At 72.3% G+C, this 17,677-nt stretch carries 13 protein-coding genes; 4 read left to right on the top strand and 9 right to left on the bottom strand.

Annotated features, from left to right (window positions below; translation table 11 throughout):
* Window positions 1-61: 61 nt before the first annotated feature.
* A complete protein-coding gene (locus AB0O36_RS03100; RefSeq protein ID WP_365103217.1) occupies window positions 62-763 on the bottom strand; it encodes a TetR/AcrR family transcriptional regulator in 702 nt (233 codons plus the stop codon).
* 63 nt (window positions 764-826) lie between these two features.
* Here AB0O36_RS03100 and AB0O36_RS03105 point away from each other — a divergent pair, with 63 nt between their 5' ends.
* Window positions 827-2,443 (top strand): FAD-binding oxidoreductase, encoded by a 1,617-nt coding sequence (locus AB0O36_RS03105; RefSeq protein WP_365103220.1) that lies wholly within the window; start codon window positions 827-829, stop codon window positions 2,441-2,443.
* A gap of 68 nt (window positions 2,444-2,511) precedes the next feature.
* On the opposite strand, the gene AB0O36_RS03110 is transcribed toward AB0O36_RS03105, so the two are convergent.
* The 8 genes from AB0O36_RS03110 to AB0O36_RS03145 all read right to left on the bottom strand — a co-directional run bounded on the left by AB0O36_RS03110 (window position 2,512) and on the right by AB0O36_RS03145 (window position 9,904).
* The gene (locus AB0O36_RS03110) at window positions 2,512-3,930 is read right to left on the bottom strand and encodes a HAMP domain-containing sensor histidine kinase (RefSeq protein WP_365103223.1); all 1,419 of its coding nucleotides are present in this window, start codon (window positions 3,928-3,930) and stop codon (window positions 2,512-2,514) included.
* Window positions 3,927-4,667 (bottom strand): response regulator transcription factor, encoded by a 741-nt coding sequence (locus AB0O36_RS03115; RefSeq protein ID WP_365103225.1) that lies wholly within the window; start codon window positions 4,665-4,667, stop codon window positions 3,927-3,929. Before AB0O36_RS03115 ends, AB0O36_RS03110 begins: the two co-directional genes overlap by 4 nt.
* A gap of 200 nt (window positions 4,668-4,867) precedes the next feature.
* A complete protein-coding gene (locus tag AB0O36_RS03120; protein WP_365103228.1) occupies window positions 4,868-5,509 on the bottom strand; it encodes a hypothetical protein in 642 nt (213 codons plus the stop codon).
* A 152-nt stretch (window positions 5,510-5,661) separates the two neighbouring features.
* Complete coding sequence (locus AB0O36_RS03125; RefSeq protein ID WP_365103230.1) at window positions 5,662-6,435, bottom strand: cytochrome c biogenesis protein CcdA; 774 nt, start codon at window positions 6,433-6,435, stop codon at window positions 5,662-5,664.
* Window positions 6,432-7,070, bottom strand: a complete 639-nt coding sequence (locus AB0O36_RS03130) for a TlpA disulfide reductase family protein (protein ID WP_365103233.1) — start codon at window positions 7,068-7,070, stop codon at window positions 6,432-6,434. The genes AB0O36_RS03125 and AB0O36_RS03130 overlap by 4 nt, the downstream gene beginning before the upstream one ends.
* Complete coding sequence (locus tag AB0O36_RS03135; protein WP_365103236.1) at window positions 7,067-7,873, bottom strand: thioredoxin family protein; 807 nt, start codon at window positions 7,871-7,873, stop codon at window positions 7,067-7,069. The genes AB0O36_RS03130 and AB0O36_RS03135 overlap by 4 nt, the downstream gene beginning before the upstream one ends.
* 333 nt (window positions 7,874-8,206) lie before the next feature.
* Entirely contained in the window at window positions 8,207-8,779 is a 573-nt protein-coding gene (locus tag AB0O36_RS03140) for a hypothetical protein (RefSeq protein ID WP_365103238.1), read from the bottom strand.
* A 261-nt stretch (window positions 8,780-9,040) separates the two neighbouring features.
* Window positions 9,041-9,904 carry a CAP domain-containing protein gene (locus tag AB0O36_RS03145; protein WP_365103240.1) on the bottom strand — a complete coding sequence of 288 codons (864 nt, stop codon included), beginning with the start codon at window positions 9,902-9,904 and terminating at the stop codon, window positions 9,041-9,043.
* A 296-nt stretch (window positions 9,905-10,200) separates the two neighbouring features.
* Between AB0O36_RS03145 and AB0O36_RS03150 the strand changes: the two genes are divergently transcribed.
* From AB0O36_RS03150 to AB0O36_RS03160, 3 genes are all read left to right on the top strand, one after another.
* Window positions 10,201-11,568, top strand: coding sequence for a cytochrome P450 (locus tag AB0O36_RS03150; RefSeq protein ID WP_365103242.1), 1,368 nt, complete (start codon window positions 10,201-10,203; stop codon window positions 11,566-11,568).
* 97 nt (window positions 11,569-11,665) lie between these two features.
* Window positions 11,666-13,480, top strand: a complete 1,815-nt coding sequence (locus AB0O36_RS03155; protein WP_365103244.1) for an ABC transporter ATP-binding protein — start codon at window positions 11,666-11,668, stop codon at window positions 13,478-13,480.
* Window positions 13,481-13,838: 358 nt separating this feature from the next.
* The coding region (locus AB0O36_RS03160) for a DUF6531 domain-containing protein (RefSeq protein WP_365103247.1) at window positions 13,839-17,677 on the top strand (3,839 nt) is incomplete at its 3' end.

Raw genomic sequence — 17,677 nt, forward strand, 5'->3', positions numbered from 1 at the left:
GGCCCGAGCGGGGATGAGCGGCCGGGCCAGGACGAGCCGCCGGGCCAGGACGGGTGCCCGGTCAGGACGGGTGCCCAGGGGTGAGGGCTGCGGCCGCCGCGAAGAGGCGGGCGCAGCGCTCCGTCATCGCCGCCGGCGACTGCTCGGGGTGCTTGACCCACCAGCGGACCAGCGTGGCGACGAGGTCGCGCCAGACGTACGTCAGGGCGTCGGCGTCCAGCGGGTCGGTGGACCCGGTGGCACGCAGCAGGTCGGCCGTGCCGTCCGCGGCGAGCCGGTCCACGGCCGACCGGTAGCCGGCGGCGCGCGCGGCCGCCGCGCCGCCGGGCGGCAGGGTGGTGTCGTAGAGGACGAACCACGCCTCCCGCTGCCCCTCCAGCGCCGTGAAGATGCCGTGCAGCACCCGGAGCGGGGTGTCCGGAGTGGTCCCGTCCCGGCCCATCGCCTCCCGGATCGCGCCCAGCAGGCGGTCGCCGACGGGGACCAGGCAGGCGACGTACAGGTCCTCCTTGGTGCCGAAGTACTGGTGCAGCAGCGTCTTGGTGACGCCGACGCGGGCGGCGATCGAGGCGAGCGAGGCGCCCGCGTAGCCGTGGGTGCCGAACTCCTCCGTGGCGGCGGCAAGGATCTGCCGGCGGCGCTGCTCCCGGGGGACGCCCTTGGTGCCGGCCTTGCCGGTCGTCCCGGTGGTCGGGGTCGTGCCGGTGGTCGGGGCCGTGCCGGCCGTACCGGTCGGGCCCGTCTTCGGTTGGGGGGTTGCCATGGAGGGATATTATCCGTAAGTAATTTACCCCTGGGTAAATTACTGCGACCTACGGAGCGCACCATGACCGGCACCACTCCGCAGCCGATGTCCCGCACCCGCTCCTGGTGGGGGTGGGGCTGGGCCGACGAGCACCCCGACGACGGTGAATGCGCCGCGATGGGCGCCCTGCTGCCCGGCACCCTCGCCCGCCCGCTCCCCGTCCCGCACGTCCGTGACCTGCACATCGGCGGCCCCGCCGCGGAGCCCCCGGCGAGCCTGGCGCACCTGGTCACCGACGACCCCGCCGACCGCGCCGCCCACGCGATGGGGAAGGCGTACCGCGACGTGATGCGCGCCCTGCGCGGGCGGCCCGGACGGATCCCCGACCTCGTCGCCCGCCCGACGGACGACCGCGAGGTGGCCGACCTGCTGGACTGGGCCGGTGACCGGCGGGTCGCCGTCGTCCCCTACGGCGGAGGGTCCTCCGTCACCGGCGGCGTCGAGTACCGGGGCGACGCCCACCGCGCCGTCCTCTCCCTCGACCTGAGCGCCATGGACCGGGTCCTGGAGGTCGACACCGGGAGCCGGGCCGCCCGCATCCAGGCCGGGACGCTGGGTCCGGCCCTGGAGGACCAGTTGCGGCCCCACGGCCTCACCCTGCGCCACTTCCCGCAGAGCTTCGAGTTCTCCTCGCTGGGCGGCTGGCTCGCGACCCGGGCCGGCGGCCACTACGCGACCGGCCACACCCACATCGACGACTTCGTCGAGTCCCTGCGCGTCGTCACCCCGGCCGGCACCGGCGACTCCTGGCGCCTGCCTGCCTCCGGCGCGGGCCCCTCGCCGGACCGGTTGTTCCTCGGCTCCGAAGGGGCGCTCGGCGTCATCACCGAAGCGTGGGTCCGCCTCCGGGAACGGCCCGTCCACAAGGCGTCGGCCGCGGTGGCCTTCACCGGCTTCGACGACGCGCTGCGCACGGTCCGGGCCGTCGCGCAGTCCGACCTGGCACCGGCCAACTGCCGTCTGCTGGACGCCGGGGAGGCCGGGCTCGCCGGGGCGGCGCAGGACGGGTCCGCCGTGCTCGTGCTGGGGTTCGAGTCGGCGGACGCGCCGGTCGGCGACCGGCTCGAACGGGCCGTGGGCCTGGCCCTGGGGTACGGCGGCCGGCGCGACGGCACCGCCGGCGCGGACGGCGCGGACGTGGCCCCGGCGGACGCCGCCGTGTCCGCGTGGCGTTCGGCCTTCCTGCGGATGCCCTACCTCCGCGACGGCCTCGCCAGGATGGGTGCCATCGCGGAGACCTTCGAGACCGCCGCCACCTGGGACCGGATCCCCGCCCTGATCGAGGACGTGCGCACCGAGGTGGGCGCGCAGGCGCTCAAGGCGACGGGCTACCCCGCCACCGTCAACTGCCGCCTCACCCACGTCTACCCCGACGGGGCCGCCCCGTACTTCACGGTGCTAGCCGCCGGCCGTCCCGGCGACGAGGTCGCCGTCTGGGACGACCTGAAGGCCGTCGCGAGCGAGGTCCTGCACCGGCACCGCGCCACCATCACCCACCACCACGCCGTCGGCCGGGACCACCGTCGCGAGTACGACCGCCAGCGCCCCGACCCCTTCGCCCTCGCCCTGCGCGCGGCGAAGGGGGCGCTCGACCCCAAGGGGATCCTCAACCCGGGCGTCCTCGTCGACGCCGACTGAGCGGTGCGGGTGCGGGCGCGGGCGCGGGAGCCGGGGCCGTACGGCCTGTGGCCCGGGGCCGTACGGACCTACGGCCCCGGCTGCGCCTTGCGCGTCCGGGCCGTACGGCGGCGGGAGATGCGCGGGCGGCGTCCGGACAGGGCCGGAGCGGCCAGGGCGAACGTCACGGTGATGTGCGCGCCGCCCAGCGGCCCGCGGGTGATGTGCACCGAGCCGCCCGTGGCGTTCGCCGCCCGGTGCGCGATGTCCAGCCCGAGCCCGGTGGAGCCGGTGCTGCTGCCCCGGGACAGGGCACGGTCCGGATCGGGGATGCCCGGTCCGCCGTCCTCCACGACCAGTTCCACCGCCTGCGCGGTGCGCACGACGCGGACGCCGAACGGGGTCCCGGAGGCGGTGTGCCGGAAGACGTTGCCGATGAGGGCGTCGACCACGGCGGCGACGTCGTCGTCGGAGAGGCCGACGGCCGTGGGCTCCTGGGTGAGGTCCAGACAGCAGGACCGGTTCTGCTGCTCGGCCAGCACCGACCAGAAGGCGGTGCGGCGGCGGACGACCTCCGCCGCCTCGCAGCGCGGCCCCGGCTCCGCCGCCGTACCGCCGGCCGGCCGGCCGCCGGACGACTCCGGGCCCAGCAGGCCCTGGCCCATCGGGCCCACGGCCAGCGGGGTGCGCGCCGCGGCGATGATGGCCTGGAGTTCCGTCTCCAGTTCGCCGACGGCCGCCTCCACCCGCGCCGACTCCGGCGTACCGGCCATGCGTTCGGAGGCCAGGTGCAGGGCGGTCAGCGGGGTGCGCAGCCGGTGGGACAGGTCGGCGACCAGTTCCCGCTCGACGGCCAGCAGTTCGGTCATCCGCTGGGCCATCGCGTTGAAGGCCAGACCGGCGTCCCGCAGTTCCCGCGGCCCCATGGGGTCCACGCGCGTGTCCAGATCCCCGCGGCCGAGTGCGTGCGAGGCCTGCGCCAGCCGCTTGGAGGACCTGACCACCTTGGCTCCGAGCCGGTCGGCGACCAGCACGGAACCGCAGACCAGGCCCACGGCGAGGAAGGTCATCACCGCCCAGGACTCCCGGACGCCGCGGGTCAGTTCCGCCTCCGGGACGAAGTTCTCGATGACGGCGACCCGGTCGCCGGGGAGCACCACCGGCTGCAGGCAGATCCAGCCGTCCGGGATCTCCCGTGAGATGGACTCCCGGCCCTGCTGCGCCCGTTCGAGCAGGGCCGGCGGGGCCTTGGAGCTGCCGAGGGGGCCGGAGTCCGGCAGATGGACCACCAGGTGCTCGGCCGAGTCCAGGCTCGCCGCGGACTCCTGGAGGGCGGCCGGGTCCGTGGTCAGGGTGAGTACGGGCGCCAGGGCGGCGGCCTGCTGCTCGGCCGCGGTGACGCCCTGCTCCTTGACCAGCGACAGCACCAGCGCGGCCAGCGGTATGAGGAAGGAGAGCGCGACCATGGAGGTCACGGCGAGCGCCACTCCGGCCAGGGAGCGTCTCAACGCGGTGCCACCAGCTTGATGCCCACACCACGGACGGTCAGCAGATAGCGCGGGGCCGCCGCGCGTTCGCCGAGTTTGCGGCGCAGCGAGGACAGGTGCACGTCGACGGTCTGGTCGTCCACGTACGGCTCGCGCCAGACCTCGGTCAGCAGAAGGCGTTTGGAGACCACCTGGCCGGCGTGCCGGGCGAGGAAGGCCAGCAGGTCGAACTCCCGTCGGGTGAGGCGGAGTTCACGGCCGGCCAGGTACGCGGTCCGGGCCCCGGGGTCCACCGCGAGTTCGCCCACGGCGACCGGGCGCAGCGGCTCGGCCGCAGGTGCCGCCGCCGAACCCTGCACACCGGGGGCGCCCGCCGGGGTTCCGGCGGCGGGAACGTGGCCGGTGCGGCGCAGGACGGCGGACAGCCGGGCGATGAGCTGGCCCCCGGAGAAGGGCTTGACCAGGTAGTCGTCGGCGCCCGCGTTGAGGATCTTGATGATCTCCGTCTCGTCGTCCCGGGCGGTGGAGACCAGCACGGGAACGGAGGATATGCCCCGGATCATCCGCAGTGCGTCGCCTCCGTCCAGATCGGGCAGCCCCAGGTCCAGGACCACCGCGTCGACGGGCGCCTGGGTGACCTCGCGCAGCCCGCCGAAACCGTCGGCCGCGCTGCGCACGGCGTACCCGTGTTCCGTCAGGACCTCGATGAGTGACTGGCGGATGCTGGGGTCGTCTTCCACGACCAGGACGCTCGGCATGTGGACACCTTAGGGGCTCGGCGGCGGTGTTCCACGGACAGGTGGCGGAGGTTCCGGAACGTCCTGTTCCGTCCCAGGGGGGTGCCGCTCCACCCTGCCGTCCCCTCGCTCGGCAGGGCGGAGCGGAGACCGGGACCGTCCGCGGGGGAGGTTCGTGCGGGAGCATCCGTACGGGAGGGTCCCGGTCCGCAGTGGACCGCCTAGTGGGTGGTGAACGCCGGGCCGTCGTTTGTCACGTGCAGGTGCACGGGACGGTCGGCGACCGGAATGGTGCAGCCCTCCTGCGAACTGCAGCTGGCGTAGCCGAACAGCACCGTGGCGTCTCCGTTCCGGTCCGCGCGGACCGGCAGCGTGGCGGTGACCGGCCCGTCCGGGTAGACGGGGACGGGCGCCCCGACACCCGGCACGCGGATCTTCTGCACCGGGGCGGAGGCGGCGAGCCTGCCCTCCGCGGTGAGGGCGCCGGTGACCGCCATCACGGTCGGCCGGCCCACACCCTCGACGCCGGTGGGGGGCAGGTCGGTGCTGTAGAGGTGGAACCCCTTCTCCTCGGGGGTGAAGACCGCGGTGAGGGTTCCCTTCGACGCCTTCCAGCCGGACAGCGACACCGTGACGGTGACCCCGTTCTCGGTGAAGCGGGTCGTGGCCGCCGCACCGGGTGCCGCGGCCGCCCCGGGCGCCGTGGCTGTCGTGGAGGCCGTGGAGGCCGTGGAGGCCGTGGGCGCGGACGTGTCGGCGCCGCCGACGGTCTGCTCGCCGCACGCGGAGAGGGCGGCCAGGGAGAGGAGGGCGGCCGCGGCGCGTGCCTTCCGGAGGTGCCGCGGGGAGGTGGAAGCGTTCATGGGTGCCTCGGGTGTGCGGGGACCGGGCCGGTCCGGGATCCAGGCGGAGGGGAGGGAAGCGGGGGAGGGAAGCGGGGAGGGAAACGGGGGAGGGAGGGCGAGGAGGGGCTGGAGGTGGTGGAACGTGGTGGAGGGTGGCCCGAACGGCGCTGCTACAGCACCGTGTCGAAGCCCGCGCTCCACAACTGCAGGCGGTACACCAGGTCGTTCCACACGCCCGTGGCCAGCAGGACGCCGACCACCACGAGCAGGCCCCCGCCGATCCGCAGCACCCACGGGTAGTGGCGCTTGACCAGGCCGAAGGCGTCCAGGGCTTGGCGGAAGGCCAGTGCGGCCAGGACGAACGGCAGGCCCAGCCCCAGGCAGTAGGCGGCCATCAGCAGGGCGCCGCGGGCCGCGCTCGCCTCGGTCCACGCGAGGGCCTGGACGGCGGCCAGCGTCGGGCCGATGCACGGGGTCCAGCCGACCGCGAACACCGCGCCCAGCAGAGGGGCTCCGGCCAGTCCGAGCGCGGGGCGCCGGTGGCTGCGGAACTCCCGCTGGGTGAAGCCCGGCAGGAAGCCCATGAAGGACAGACCCATGAGCACGGTGAGGACCCCGAGCACCTGGTTGACCGCCTCCTGGTGGGCCAGGAGCGTGCGGCCGAAGTAGCCGAACAGGGCGCCCCCGGACACCAGGACCGCGGTGAAGCCCAGGACGAACAGCAGTGCCCCGGCCGCCATTCGGCTGCGCCGCCCGCCGCGGGCGTCCGCCAGGTCGGCGACCGACAGGCTGGTCACGTAGCTGAGGTAGCCCGGCACGAGGGGCAGTACACAGGGGGAGAGGAAGGACACCAGACCCGCGGCGAACGCCACGGGGGCCGCGATCACGATCGTGCCGGTGATCAGGGAGGAGGTGTCCGCGGCGAGGTGCGTGACCGGTGTCATGATGCCGGCGCCTCCTCCACCACGCGGGTGAGCAGGGGGCGCAGCTGGTCCTCGGTGACGGCGCCGCCGATGGCGACGGCGACGCGTCCCCGGCGGTCGATCACCAGCGTCGAGGGGATCGCCTGCGGGTTGAGCAGCTCGGGCGGGAAGCGGAGCAGGAGTTCGCCCGCGGGGTCGTGGAGGCTGGGGAAGCCCAGGCCGTGCGTGCGCACGAAGGAGCGGGCGGCCGCCCGGTCCCGGTCCCTGGTGTTGATCCCCAGGAACCGGACCCCCTCGGCGCGGGTCTGCCGGTTCAGCCGCTCCAGGCCGTCGGCTTCCGCCCGGCAGGGGCCGCACCAGGAGCCCCACAGGTTGAGGACGACCACGTTCCCGCGGAAGCCGGCCAGGCTGACCGGCTGCCCGTCGAGGTCCTCGCCGGCCAGCTCGGGGGCCTCCCGCCGGGCGGCGGGGTCCAGTACGGCCGCCCGGGCCGCGGCCGTGACGGCGCCCGTCCCTGCGCCCATCCCTCCGCCCGCCGGTCCGGCGGCGCCGGTGCCCGTACCGCCGGCGGCGAGGACGCAGCCGGCCGCCGCCACCACCAGGCCGGCCCCGGCCAGCAGGACGGACAGCCGGCGCCCCCGCGCCGGCACGCTCACGACGCCCACTTGCGCAGGAAGGAGTTGAGGCCGTCGGCGGTCAGGGACGGGTTGCCGGTGACGTGGGTGTCCGTACGCACGCTGCCGGACGGCGAGACCACGACCAGGACGGGCATCTTGTACGTGCCGCCCCCGGGGCTGTACTTGCGCAGCAGCGCGGAGTTGGCGGAGCTGTTGCCACCGATGTCGATCTTGACCAGGTGGTAGGAGGACCCGAGGACCTCCGAGGTCTTCGCCTGGGCGAACACCTTGTCCGCGGCCTTGCAGTTGCCGCACCAGTTCGCGCCGAAGTCGAGCAGCACCGCGCGTCCGTCGGCCTTGGCCGCGCGCAGCGCCGCGTCGATCGCCTTGCCCGCGTCGGCCGTCGGGTAGCCCGGACCGGGGACCTTGGCGGGCGGCTTGGGCGCGGTGGACGTACGGGCCGGCTTGGCGGCCGTACGGGCGGGAGCGGCGGATCCGGACGTGCCGCGCGCGGGGCTCGTGGCGGAGCCGGGTGCGGAGGCCGCGGAGGAGGCGGGGGCCGAGGCGGATGCCGACGCGGACGGCGAGGCGGGGGCGGAGGCGGAGGGGTCTTGGGCGGGGGACTCCGTCGCCGTGGACTCCGTGGAGGAGGGGGACGCCTCCGAGGACCGGCCGGCCACGGACGCGGCCGCCGACCCGGCGGACTGCGAGGAGGTGGGCCCGCAGGCGGCGGTGAGCCCCGCCGCGACCACGGCCGCTGCCACCAGCGGCAGCCGCCTCGCCAGGGGTGCGGCCGGGCGGGCGGGGGTCGTACGGCGGTCGGTGCGGACGGGTCGGAGCATGCGGGAAGTCATGGCGAAGGCACCCCAAGGGACGGTGAGGACTGAGGGACGGCGGGGCGGCGGAACGCGCCCGCCCGGCGGAAGCCGGAGGCCCGGCCGTTCGCCGGGGAGTCACGCCCCGGCGCCGGCGGCCGTTCGGATGACGTGAGCATAGGACCGCTCGGGGCCGCCGGAACCGGATCGGGGTGATCTTGAGGAAGCCCTAAGGAAGAGCTCACCTTCCGCTTCGCCGGAACTCCGTCCATGAGCGCACACAGCCCGGTGAACGCGGCAGAACGGACCGGACGGGACGAGCGCGACGGATCGTCGGGAACGGCCCGCGCAGTCGCTGCGTCAGAAGGAGGACTCGCGGACGCTGGCCCGCGCGCCCGAGTCGACCGTCGCCGTGATGACCGACTTGTGGTCCGAGGCGGTGAACGTGACCGTGAGGGTGGTGTCCGAGGTCTGCGAGGTGGTGGCCTTGAAGCCCCGGCTGGGGATCGCGGAGATCAGGCACACGCCCCGGCTGCCGTAGCGGACCGTGGCCTTTCCGCCCTGGGAGGGGACGGTGTGCAGGCCCGCCCCGCCCTCCTTGCAGTCGACGGTGCTCTTCGGCGGTGTGGTCCGCGGGGTGCCCGTGGAGGTCTTGGAAGGCGTGGGGGTGGTGGCCGTGGGCGACGGGCGCTGCGTCGCCGACGGGGAGGCGCTCGTGGAGGCGGAGGCGGACGCGCTCGGGGACGGGGAACCCGGTGCCGGACTCCCCGCCTGCCAGGCCGGCGGCGTCTCGATGACCGTCGGTGCGGACCGGGCGACCGGGGGCGTGTGCCGGGTCGTGCCGACGACGAACTGGACCGTGGCGAGCACGGCCGTGACGCTGGCGGCCGTGCACGACAGCCATATGAGCAGGTAACGCGGAAGTCGGGGCACCGCCATATAGTGGCCGACGCGCGGGCCGGCCCGTGACCGGCTCCCCCGAGCGTCCGAACCGTCCGGAGCATCCGAACAGCCCGCAGCGCCCGAACCGTCCGGAGCATCCGAACAGCCCGCAGCGCCCGAACCGTCCGGAGCATCCCGAAGTGCCGTGGGCGCACGGGAACGCCGACGTCCTCCGTGCCCGCATGCGGGCACGGAGGACGTCTCCTGTGGGGGGTGTTACCGGTTTGGTCCGTATGCCTCAGCGGCCGCGGTTCACCGCGAGGCGCCGAAGTCCTGCGTCCACCACGGGCCGCCGTCGCCCTTGTGCACGCCTATGCCGATCTCCTTGAAGGAGCAGTTGAGGATGTTGGCCCGGTGGCCGGGGCTGTTCATCCACGCCTTCATCACCGCGTCCGCGTCGGCCTGGCCGCGGGCTATGTTCTCGCCCAGGGTGGACCACTTGTAGCCGGCGGCCTCCACGCGGCTGGTCATGGTCGATCCGTCGGGGCCGGTGTGGGACATGACGCCGACGCGGGCCATGGTGTCGCTGTAGGAGCGGGCGGCGTTGCTCAGCTTGGCGTTCGAGGTCAGGGCGCCGCACCCGGCCTTCGCCCGTTCCTTGTTGACCAGGGCGAGGACCGCGGACTCGGCGCTGGTGTTGACCGTGCCGCCGCCGGACCCGGAACCGCCGCCGGTTCCGCCGGATCCGCTGCCCTTGGTCGGGGTGGCCTTGCGGGTCGGCTTCGACGTCGGGGCCGCCGGCTTGGCCGGGGTGCCGGTGGTCTTCGCCGCGGTCGGCTTCGCCGGAGCGGCGGACCCGGTGGCGGCGGCGCCGGCACCGGGCGTGCCCGACGGGAGCGCGCTCGCCGAGGCCGAGGCGTCGGCGGTGAGCAGCGGGTCGGACGGGGCGGGGGCCGCGGTCCCGGTCGGGTCACCGGCGCCCGCACCGGCGGACTTCGCTCCGGTCGAGGCTTCGGCGCGCCGGTCGTGGCCGTCGCCGTCGGAGTCGGCCACCGCGACCCCGACCGCCACCGCCGCGGCCGCCGCCGTGACGGACAGCACGATGCGCGTGCGCACCGCCTTCTTCCGGCGGACCTCGGTGCGGGACGGCGTTTCGGGAGTACGGCTGCGGCTCATGCCGGTGACACCTCACAAGGGCGGGGGAGGGGGGATCTCGGAAACCGAGCCTAGGACGCTGACCAGTGAAAAAGGGCCCAACGAGGCGTTCTTCAAGGTCCCTTAAGGAAGCCCGCAGGGTCGGCACAGCCCCGGAGGGCGCACTGTCGCCCCGCGCGCCCGCTCCCCTACAGTGCGTGATGCCCGGACGCGTGCCCGCGCCTGCCGAAGAGCCGTACCCGAGCCGAAGAGCCGTACCCGAGCCTGAGCCGTACCCGAGCCGAACAGCCCCACCCCAGCCGAACAGGAGCAGATCCGTGGCCACCCACGCCCGTCCCGCCGCCGGCTCCCTCCCGGACCCGTCCCCGGCGGGCCGCCCGGTCCCCGAGCTGGATCCCGCCCTCGTCGACCAGTGGCGGGCCCAGGGAGGCGAACCCGTCGACCTCTTCACCCTGGCGCGGCAACGCCTGGGCGGCATGGCGGCGTTCGGGCTCGGCGGCCCACTGCCGACCGTGCTGGTCACCGCCCCCGAGGCCGTGCAGCACGTCCTGGCCCTCCGCCCCGACCGCTACGTCAAGCGTTCGCACCGCGCCCGGCTGCTGATCGGCGACGGACTGCTGGCCGCGACGGGCGACGCGTGGCAGCGCCAACGGCGGCTGCTGCAGTCCCAGTTCACCGGCCGCGGGATGCAGCGCTACGAGCAGCGCATCGACGGGGCCGCCCGGACCGCCGCCGCGCGCTGGGCCGCGTACGCCCGCACCGGCGAGGGGTTCGACGTGGGCGAGGAGATGCGGCGCTTCGCCCTGGACACCATCTGGCGGGCCCTGACGGGACACCCCCTCGACCCCGCGACGGAGGGCGAACTGGCCGCCGTACCGGCTGTGGTGGCCGCCCTGCCCAGCCTGCCCGCCGACGCCGGTGCCGCGCAGGGGGCCGTCGCGGCCGACCTGGCCAGGATCGACGCCGTCGCGCACCGGGTCATCGCCGCCGCCCGCGACGGCGGGGCCGGTCCCGACGGGCCCGGGCTGCTGCACGTCCTCCTCGACGCGTCCGGCACCCGGCCCGAGTACACGGACCGGCTGATCCGCGACGAGCTGGTCACCCTGCTGGTCGCCGGCCACGAGACCACCGCCACCACCCTGACCTGGCTCCACCTCCTGCTGGACCGGCACCCGCAGGCGCGTGAGCGGGCCCTGGCCGCCGGCCCCGAGGGCTCCCCCGAACGGCGGCAGGCCGTCCGGGCGCTCGTCCACGAAACGCTGCGCCTCTACCCCTCGGCCTGGATCCTGCCGCGCTGCGCGGCGCAGGACGACGTCCTCGCCGGATACGCGATCGAGGCCGGGACCGACGTCCTGGTCTGCCCCTACCTCACCCACCGGGACCCCGGGCTGTGGGAGGACCCCGAACGGTTCGACCCGGACCGCTTCACCACCCCGGGCCGGCGCCCGGACCGCCCGGGGAGCTACTTCCCCTTCGGCGTCGGCCCCCGGGCCTGCCTGGGCCTGCAGTTCGCCCTCCGGGAGACGGCCGTCCTGCTCGAACACCTCCTGCCCGGCCGCGCCCCGCGCTTCCTCTCCACCCCGGCCGGGGCGGTGTACAGCATCACCGTCCGCCCCGACGGTCCGACCCCGGCCACGCTGGACGGGCCGGACGGGCCGGACGGGCCGGACGGGCAGGGCGCCTGACCGTCCTCCGTACGGCGAAAAAACGCGTGGACGCCCCGCGGGCCGTCACGGGACACTGCGAATCTTGTCCCTGGTGGTCCGACAAGGCAGGGTTGGAATGGATTCGCCTGATTCGAGCAAAGGTTCGCCGGGCCGGGGTCCGGTGCTCCTCGCACTCCGCTACTACGGACGGGAGTTGGCCAGGCTGCGCCGGCTGACCGTGCCCGCGATGCTGCTCCCGGCGCTGGGCAACATCGCCATCAACTACATCACTCCGCTGATCGTCGCCAAGCTCGTCGGCCGCATCGCCGGGGGTGCCGGCACCGGCATCGACGCGATGCTCCCCTACGTCCTCTCCTTCGCGGGCGTCCTGCTGCTCGGCGAGACGCTGTGGCGCCTCGGGCTGCACTGCCTCAACCGCCTCGACGCGCGCGGCATCGAACAGCTCTACGTCATCGGCATGGACGAACTCTTCGCCAAGGACGCCGCGTTCTTCCACGACAACTTCGCCGGCTCCCTCACCAAGCGCGTCCTGAGCTTCGCCTCCCGCTTCGAGGAGGTCGTCGACACGCTCACCTTCTCGGTCATGGGCAGCTTCGTGCCGCTGCTGTTCGCCTCGGTGGTCCTGTGGCAGTACGAGCCGCTGCTGGTGGCCGGGTTGCTGCTGATGATCGTACTGACGGCGCTGTGCGTGGCCCCGCTGATCCGGCGCCGCCAGCGGCTCGTCGCCCGGCGCGAGGAGGCCATCGCCCGGGTCTCCGGACATGTCGCCGACAGCCTGATGAACATGGACACGGTGCGCGCGTTCGCCGCCGAGGAGCGCGAGGCGGCCGAACACCGGTCCCGGGTCGCGGAGTCACGCCGGCTGACGCTGCGCTCCTGGGACTACGGCAACCTGCGCATCGACACGGTGGTCGCGCCGATGTCGGTGCTCACCAACGTCCTCGGGCTGGTCGTGGCGCTCTCCCTCGGGGCGGGGGAGCACGGTGTGGAGGCGGTCATCGTCGCCTTCACCTACTACGCGAGCGCGACCCGGATCATGTTCGAGTTCAACCAGATCTACCGCCGTCTGGAGAGCTCGATGACGGAGGCCGCCCAGTTCACCGAACTGCTGCTGACCCCGGCCACCGTGCTCGACCCCGAGCGCCCCGAACCGCTGCGGCCCCGGGCCGCCGATGTGCGCTTCGAGCGGGTGGACTTCACCCACGGCGGGGGGAGGCCGCTCTTCGAGGGGCTCGACCTGCACGTGCCCAGCGGTTCGAAGCTGGGCCTGGTCGGCAGGTCCGGCGGGGGGAAGACCACGCTGACCCGGCTGCTGCTGCGGATGACCGACGTGGAGGCCGGCCGCATCCTGATCGGCGGCCAGGACATCAGCCGGCTGTCGCAGGCCGACCTGCGCAGCCAGATCGCCTACGTGCCGCAGGACCCGGCGATGTTCCACCGCACGCTGCGGGAGAACATCGCGTTCGCCCGTCCGGACGCCACCGACGCCGAGGTCCGCCGGGCCGCCGAGGCGGCGCACGTCACGGAGTTCGCCGACGCCCTCCCGGACGGCTTCGACACGATGGTGGGGGAGCGCGGGGTGAAGCTGTCCGGCGGCCAGCGCCAGCGGGTGGCCCTCGCCCGCGCCATCTTGCGCGACGCGCCGATCCTGCTGCTCGACGAGGCGACCAGCGCCCTGGACTCGGAGAGCGAGCTCCTCGTCCAGGAGGCGCTGTGGCGGCTCATGGAGGGACGTACGGCGCTCGTGGTGGCGCACCGGCTGAGCACGGTCGCCGGCATGGACCGGCTCGTGGTGCTCGACCGCGGCCGGATCGTCGAACAGGGCACGCACCAGGAACTGCTGGCCTCCGAAGGCGCCTACGCCAAGCTGTGGCAGCACCAGTCCGGCGGCTTCCTCGACGACACCCCGACAGCGGCGGAGCCGGTCTGAGCCCGGCCCCCGTTCCCGCGGTCAGCGGCCGCCGCCGGGGGTGGCGGCCGCTCCGGGCGCGAGCCCGGATCTCGGATGTCCGGCAAACCGAAGCAACCTCACGCGGCTCCGCTGCTCGTACGTGATGCATGCACGAGTAAGGGTAATTCCTGCCGAGCGATCGGGTTCATCTCGCCCTTTGGGACGCAACAGCGATTTCGGACTTTCTCCCGCCCGGAATCAGACGCACCGCACCCCACGGGCACCACTGGTATCAGACGCCTCTCTAGCCTGAAGCGCCCCTCAATCACGTTCTCTGTCGCTTCTCTGGAGAGGTGTAATGACGCCACAACGGTTCCACAGACGGACGAGATTGTTGTTGGGCTTACTGACGGCGTGGGCGCTGTTGCTGTCGGGCGCGACGCCGGCCCTTTCGCTTCCGCAGGGCAAAAAGCCCTCTTCCGGTTCGGGTTCGGCGCGTGCCAAGGGTGCTCCAGAACCCGCACCTGCGCAGAAGCCGATGTCGCTCGCCGAGCGCCGGAAGCAGGTACGGGAGGACAAGTCCAAGGCCGCACGGCGTGATGTGGGCGGCACTGCGGGGAAGAGCGAGCACAAGCCGGTCGCAAGCGCGCCCGCGCCCAAGACCGCGAAGCAGGCGCAGGCAAGCACCGGCGCCGTTGCGGCGGCGACTGCTCCGATCGTGAAGGCAGAACCGGACGACTTCCGCGTTCTGGGTCCCGAAGGTTCCCTGCGGGGCATTGGTCGGTCGTGGATTGGGGCCAGTCAATTCTTCACCGGACAGGTGTTCATGGGGGAAACCGTCACCCTGTCCACTGGAATGTTCAATTCCGAATCGAAGTACGTCGGCGGCAAGTACGTGGATGCGCCGCATCAGGTCAAGGTGACCTGGAAGATTTCGTGCGGCAAGGACACCACGATCGACAAGGGTCAGATCGTCACGGCACCCTCCCGCACGTACTACTGGGGCAACAAGACCACCCCGGTTCCGTACGCCAGCACACAAGTGACGATCACCCCGGAGCTGTGCCCCAATTCGTATGCAGGTAATGGCTACTGGGTGACTGGCTTCACCGTCACGGCCATCGGGGAAGTGCTGGACGACTCCAACCCCGAGCCGGGTGACCGGACCGGAAAAGCGACGCTGCCCCTCGCGTTCGCCCGGCCGATCCCCGATACCGAGACCGACGGTTGTCTGACGGACTGCTCCCTGACCGGCTTCACGCAGCCCCAGACGGTGCGGAACGGCACGGTGAACACCGCAACGGGAGCGTTCTCACTCAGTTCCGGTGACCTGTCCCAGGCCACAGCCGGCGGCGGTTGGACTGCGGCCCGCCACTACGCATCCCACAAGGGAGCAAGCGGATCCTCGGCCGTCGGCTCCTTGGGGCGGGGCTGGAGCCTCCCGTGGGAGAGCAAGTTCCAGCACGACAGGGTGGCCAGGCAAGCGACCTACACCTCACCTACGGGTTCCATCCACACCTACCCCTACTATCTCACCGGGGGAGGATCGTGTTGCATGGCGCCGACCACGAGTCGCTCGGTCATGTCCTACTTGTACAACTACTACCCCTACCCCACCGAAATCGGGTACTACATCACTACGCCGTTCGACAAGAGACGTCTGTTCTACGACCTGTCGGGCCGTCTTACCCACAACTTGGACGTGGCATCAGGCAACGGGGAGACGTACACCTACTGGCCTGACGGCCGTGTCTCGTCGATCGAAGGCTGGTCCGGCTGGCCTCAAGGCGGTGTTCTCACCGGCAGGATCGCCACGCTGAGGTACACCGGGGACCGGCTCACTCAGATCGAGCGGTATGACGGCAGCAAGGTGGATTACGCCTATACGGACGGTCTCCTGACCTCGGTGACCAGTGGCGGCAGCACGGTCTCCTACGGGTATGACGCTTCGTCGCGCCTGAACTCGGTGAAGGACGGCAGCGGTCAGGAGCAGATCCGCAACACGTACGACGGTCAGGGCCGGGTAACCGGTCAGACCGGCCCGACCGGTGCTGTCACGTCCTTCGCCTACAACGGCGGTGAGACCGACACCACCATGCCGGACGGAGGTGTGTGGACCGACATCTACAACAGCAACCACCTCATCTTCCAGTACGACCCCTTCGGCAACCGGACCGAATACACGTACAACACGAATTCCGATGTCACCCGCGTCACCGATGACGCAGGCAACGTCACGTCATACAAGTGGTGGATGAGCAGGCCGCTGGAGGAAATAACCGATGCATCCGGAACCACGAAGGTCCATTGGTCCAGAACAGGCATCGCCACCCTCGAATACACCGGTGGCAGCAAGCCGCCGACGTACGGCTATGACGACAAAGGGCGTGTGATCTCGGCCAAGGACGGGCTCGGGAACACCTCGACCTTCAGTTACACGGCGGCCGGCGAGTTGCAGTCCGAGACGACGCCGCTGGGCAGGACCACCTCGTACACCTATGACGGTGCCGGCAACCGGCTTTCGGTCACCACGCCGCTGGGTGGCAAGAGCACCTTCACCTACAACGCCTCGGGCAAGCCGCTGACGGTCACCGAGCCGCGCGGCAACGTGGCCGGCGCCAACCCCGCCGATTTCACGACGACCTACACCTACGACGGGAAAGACCGTCTGACGTCGGTCAGGGCCCCCAACGGCAAGACGGTCACCAACACCTACGACAGCGCCGGGAACCTCACGAAGTCCACGGACGCCGCCGGCCGCGTGACCACCTTCACCTACGACAGCGCGAACCGTCTGACCTCCACGACAGCCCCCGGCGGCGCGAAGACCACCACCGGCTACGACAACATGGGCCGCGTCGTGGCCCGTACCGATCCCGCGGGCGCGAAGACCACGTACACGCACGACGTGGCCGGCCGGATGGTCTCGATGACGACCCCGCGCGGTAACGCGGAAGGCGCGGATCCGGCCGAGTACACCTGGACGTACGGCTACGACAAGGCCGGGAACCAGACCACGGTCACCGATCCCGCAGGCCGGACGACGAAGACGGACTACGACACGGGCTCACGCCCGGTCTCGGTCACCGATCCGCTCGGGAACGTCACCAAGACGACCTACGACAAGACCGGGAACGTCGTCGGGACCACCGACGGGTTGGGGAAGTCGACCTCGTTCACCTTTGACGCCGTGAACCGGCTGACATCGGTCAAGGACCCCAACGGCAACACCCTTTCCTACACCTACGACGCCGACGGAAACAGGCTCTCCGAGACCTCGCCCCTCGGCTTCAAGACCACCTACGCCTATGACGCCGCGGGACGCCAGACCTCCCGTACCGAGCCCCGCGGCAACGTGGCCGGAGCCACCCCGGAGGACTTCACCTGGCGCACGGAGTACGACGATGCTGGCCGTGTCAGCGCCGAGATCGACCCGTTCGGCAAGAAGATCACCAAGTCGTATGACGCGCTCGACAACCTGATCACGAGCACGGACCCGAACGGCAAGCAGACCAGCTACGCCTACGACGACCTGAACCGTCTGATCCAGACGACCTCCCCCGACGGAGGCGTGACCAAAGCGTCCTTCGACACCGCCGGCAACGTCATCTCACGCACCGACGCCAACGACCGCGTCACGACGTACGAGTACGACAAGGCCGGACGCCGCACCAAGGTCACCGACCCGCTCGACCGCACCGTCACCTACGCGTACGACCCCGACGGCAACCAGACCAAGATCGTCAACGCCCGGGGGCAGACCCTCACCAGCGCCCATGACGCACGTGGCCTGCTGACCTCGACCAGCTACTCCGACGACACCCCCGAGGTCTCCTACACCTACGACGACGCCGGGCGCCTCGCATCGGTCACCGACGGCACCGGCTTCAAGGGCATCGAATACGACCCGGCCGGCAGGCCCGTGAAGATCTGGGTGCCCGACTCGGGCAACCCGTTCAAGTACACCTACCGGCCCGACGGCTCGATCAGCAGCCGCACCTACCCGGACGGCAAGGCGACGTCGTACACGTACGACGCCGACGGCCGGATGACCCGCCAGACACAGAACAACAGGAACACCAACTACACGTACGACCAGGCGGGCAACCTCCTCACCACCACCCTGCCCACCACCCCGGCCACGAGCGAGACCCGGACCTACGACCGGGCAGGCCTCCTCGCCTCGATCTCCGAAGGCGCCGGAGCCCGCCACTTCACCCGCGACAACTCCGGCCG

It is taken from the genome of Streptomyces sp. NPDC089799, assembly GCF_040684755.1.
GTDB lineage: Bacteria > Actinomycetota > Actinomycetes > Streptomycetales > Streptomycetaceae > Streptomyces.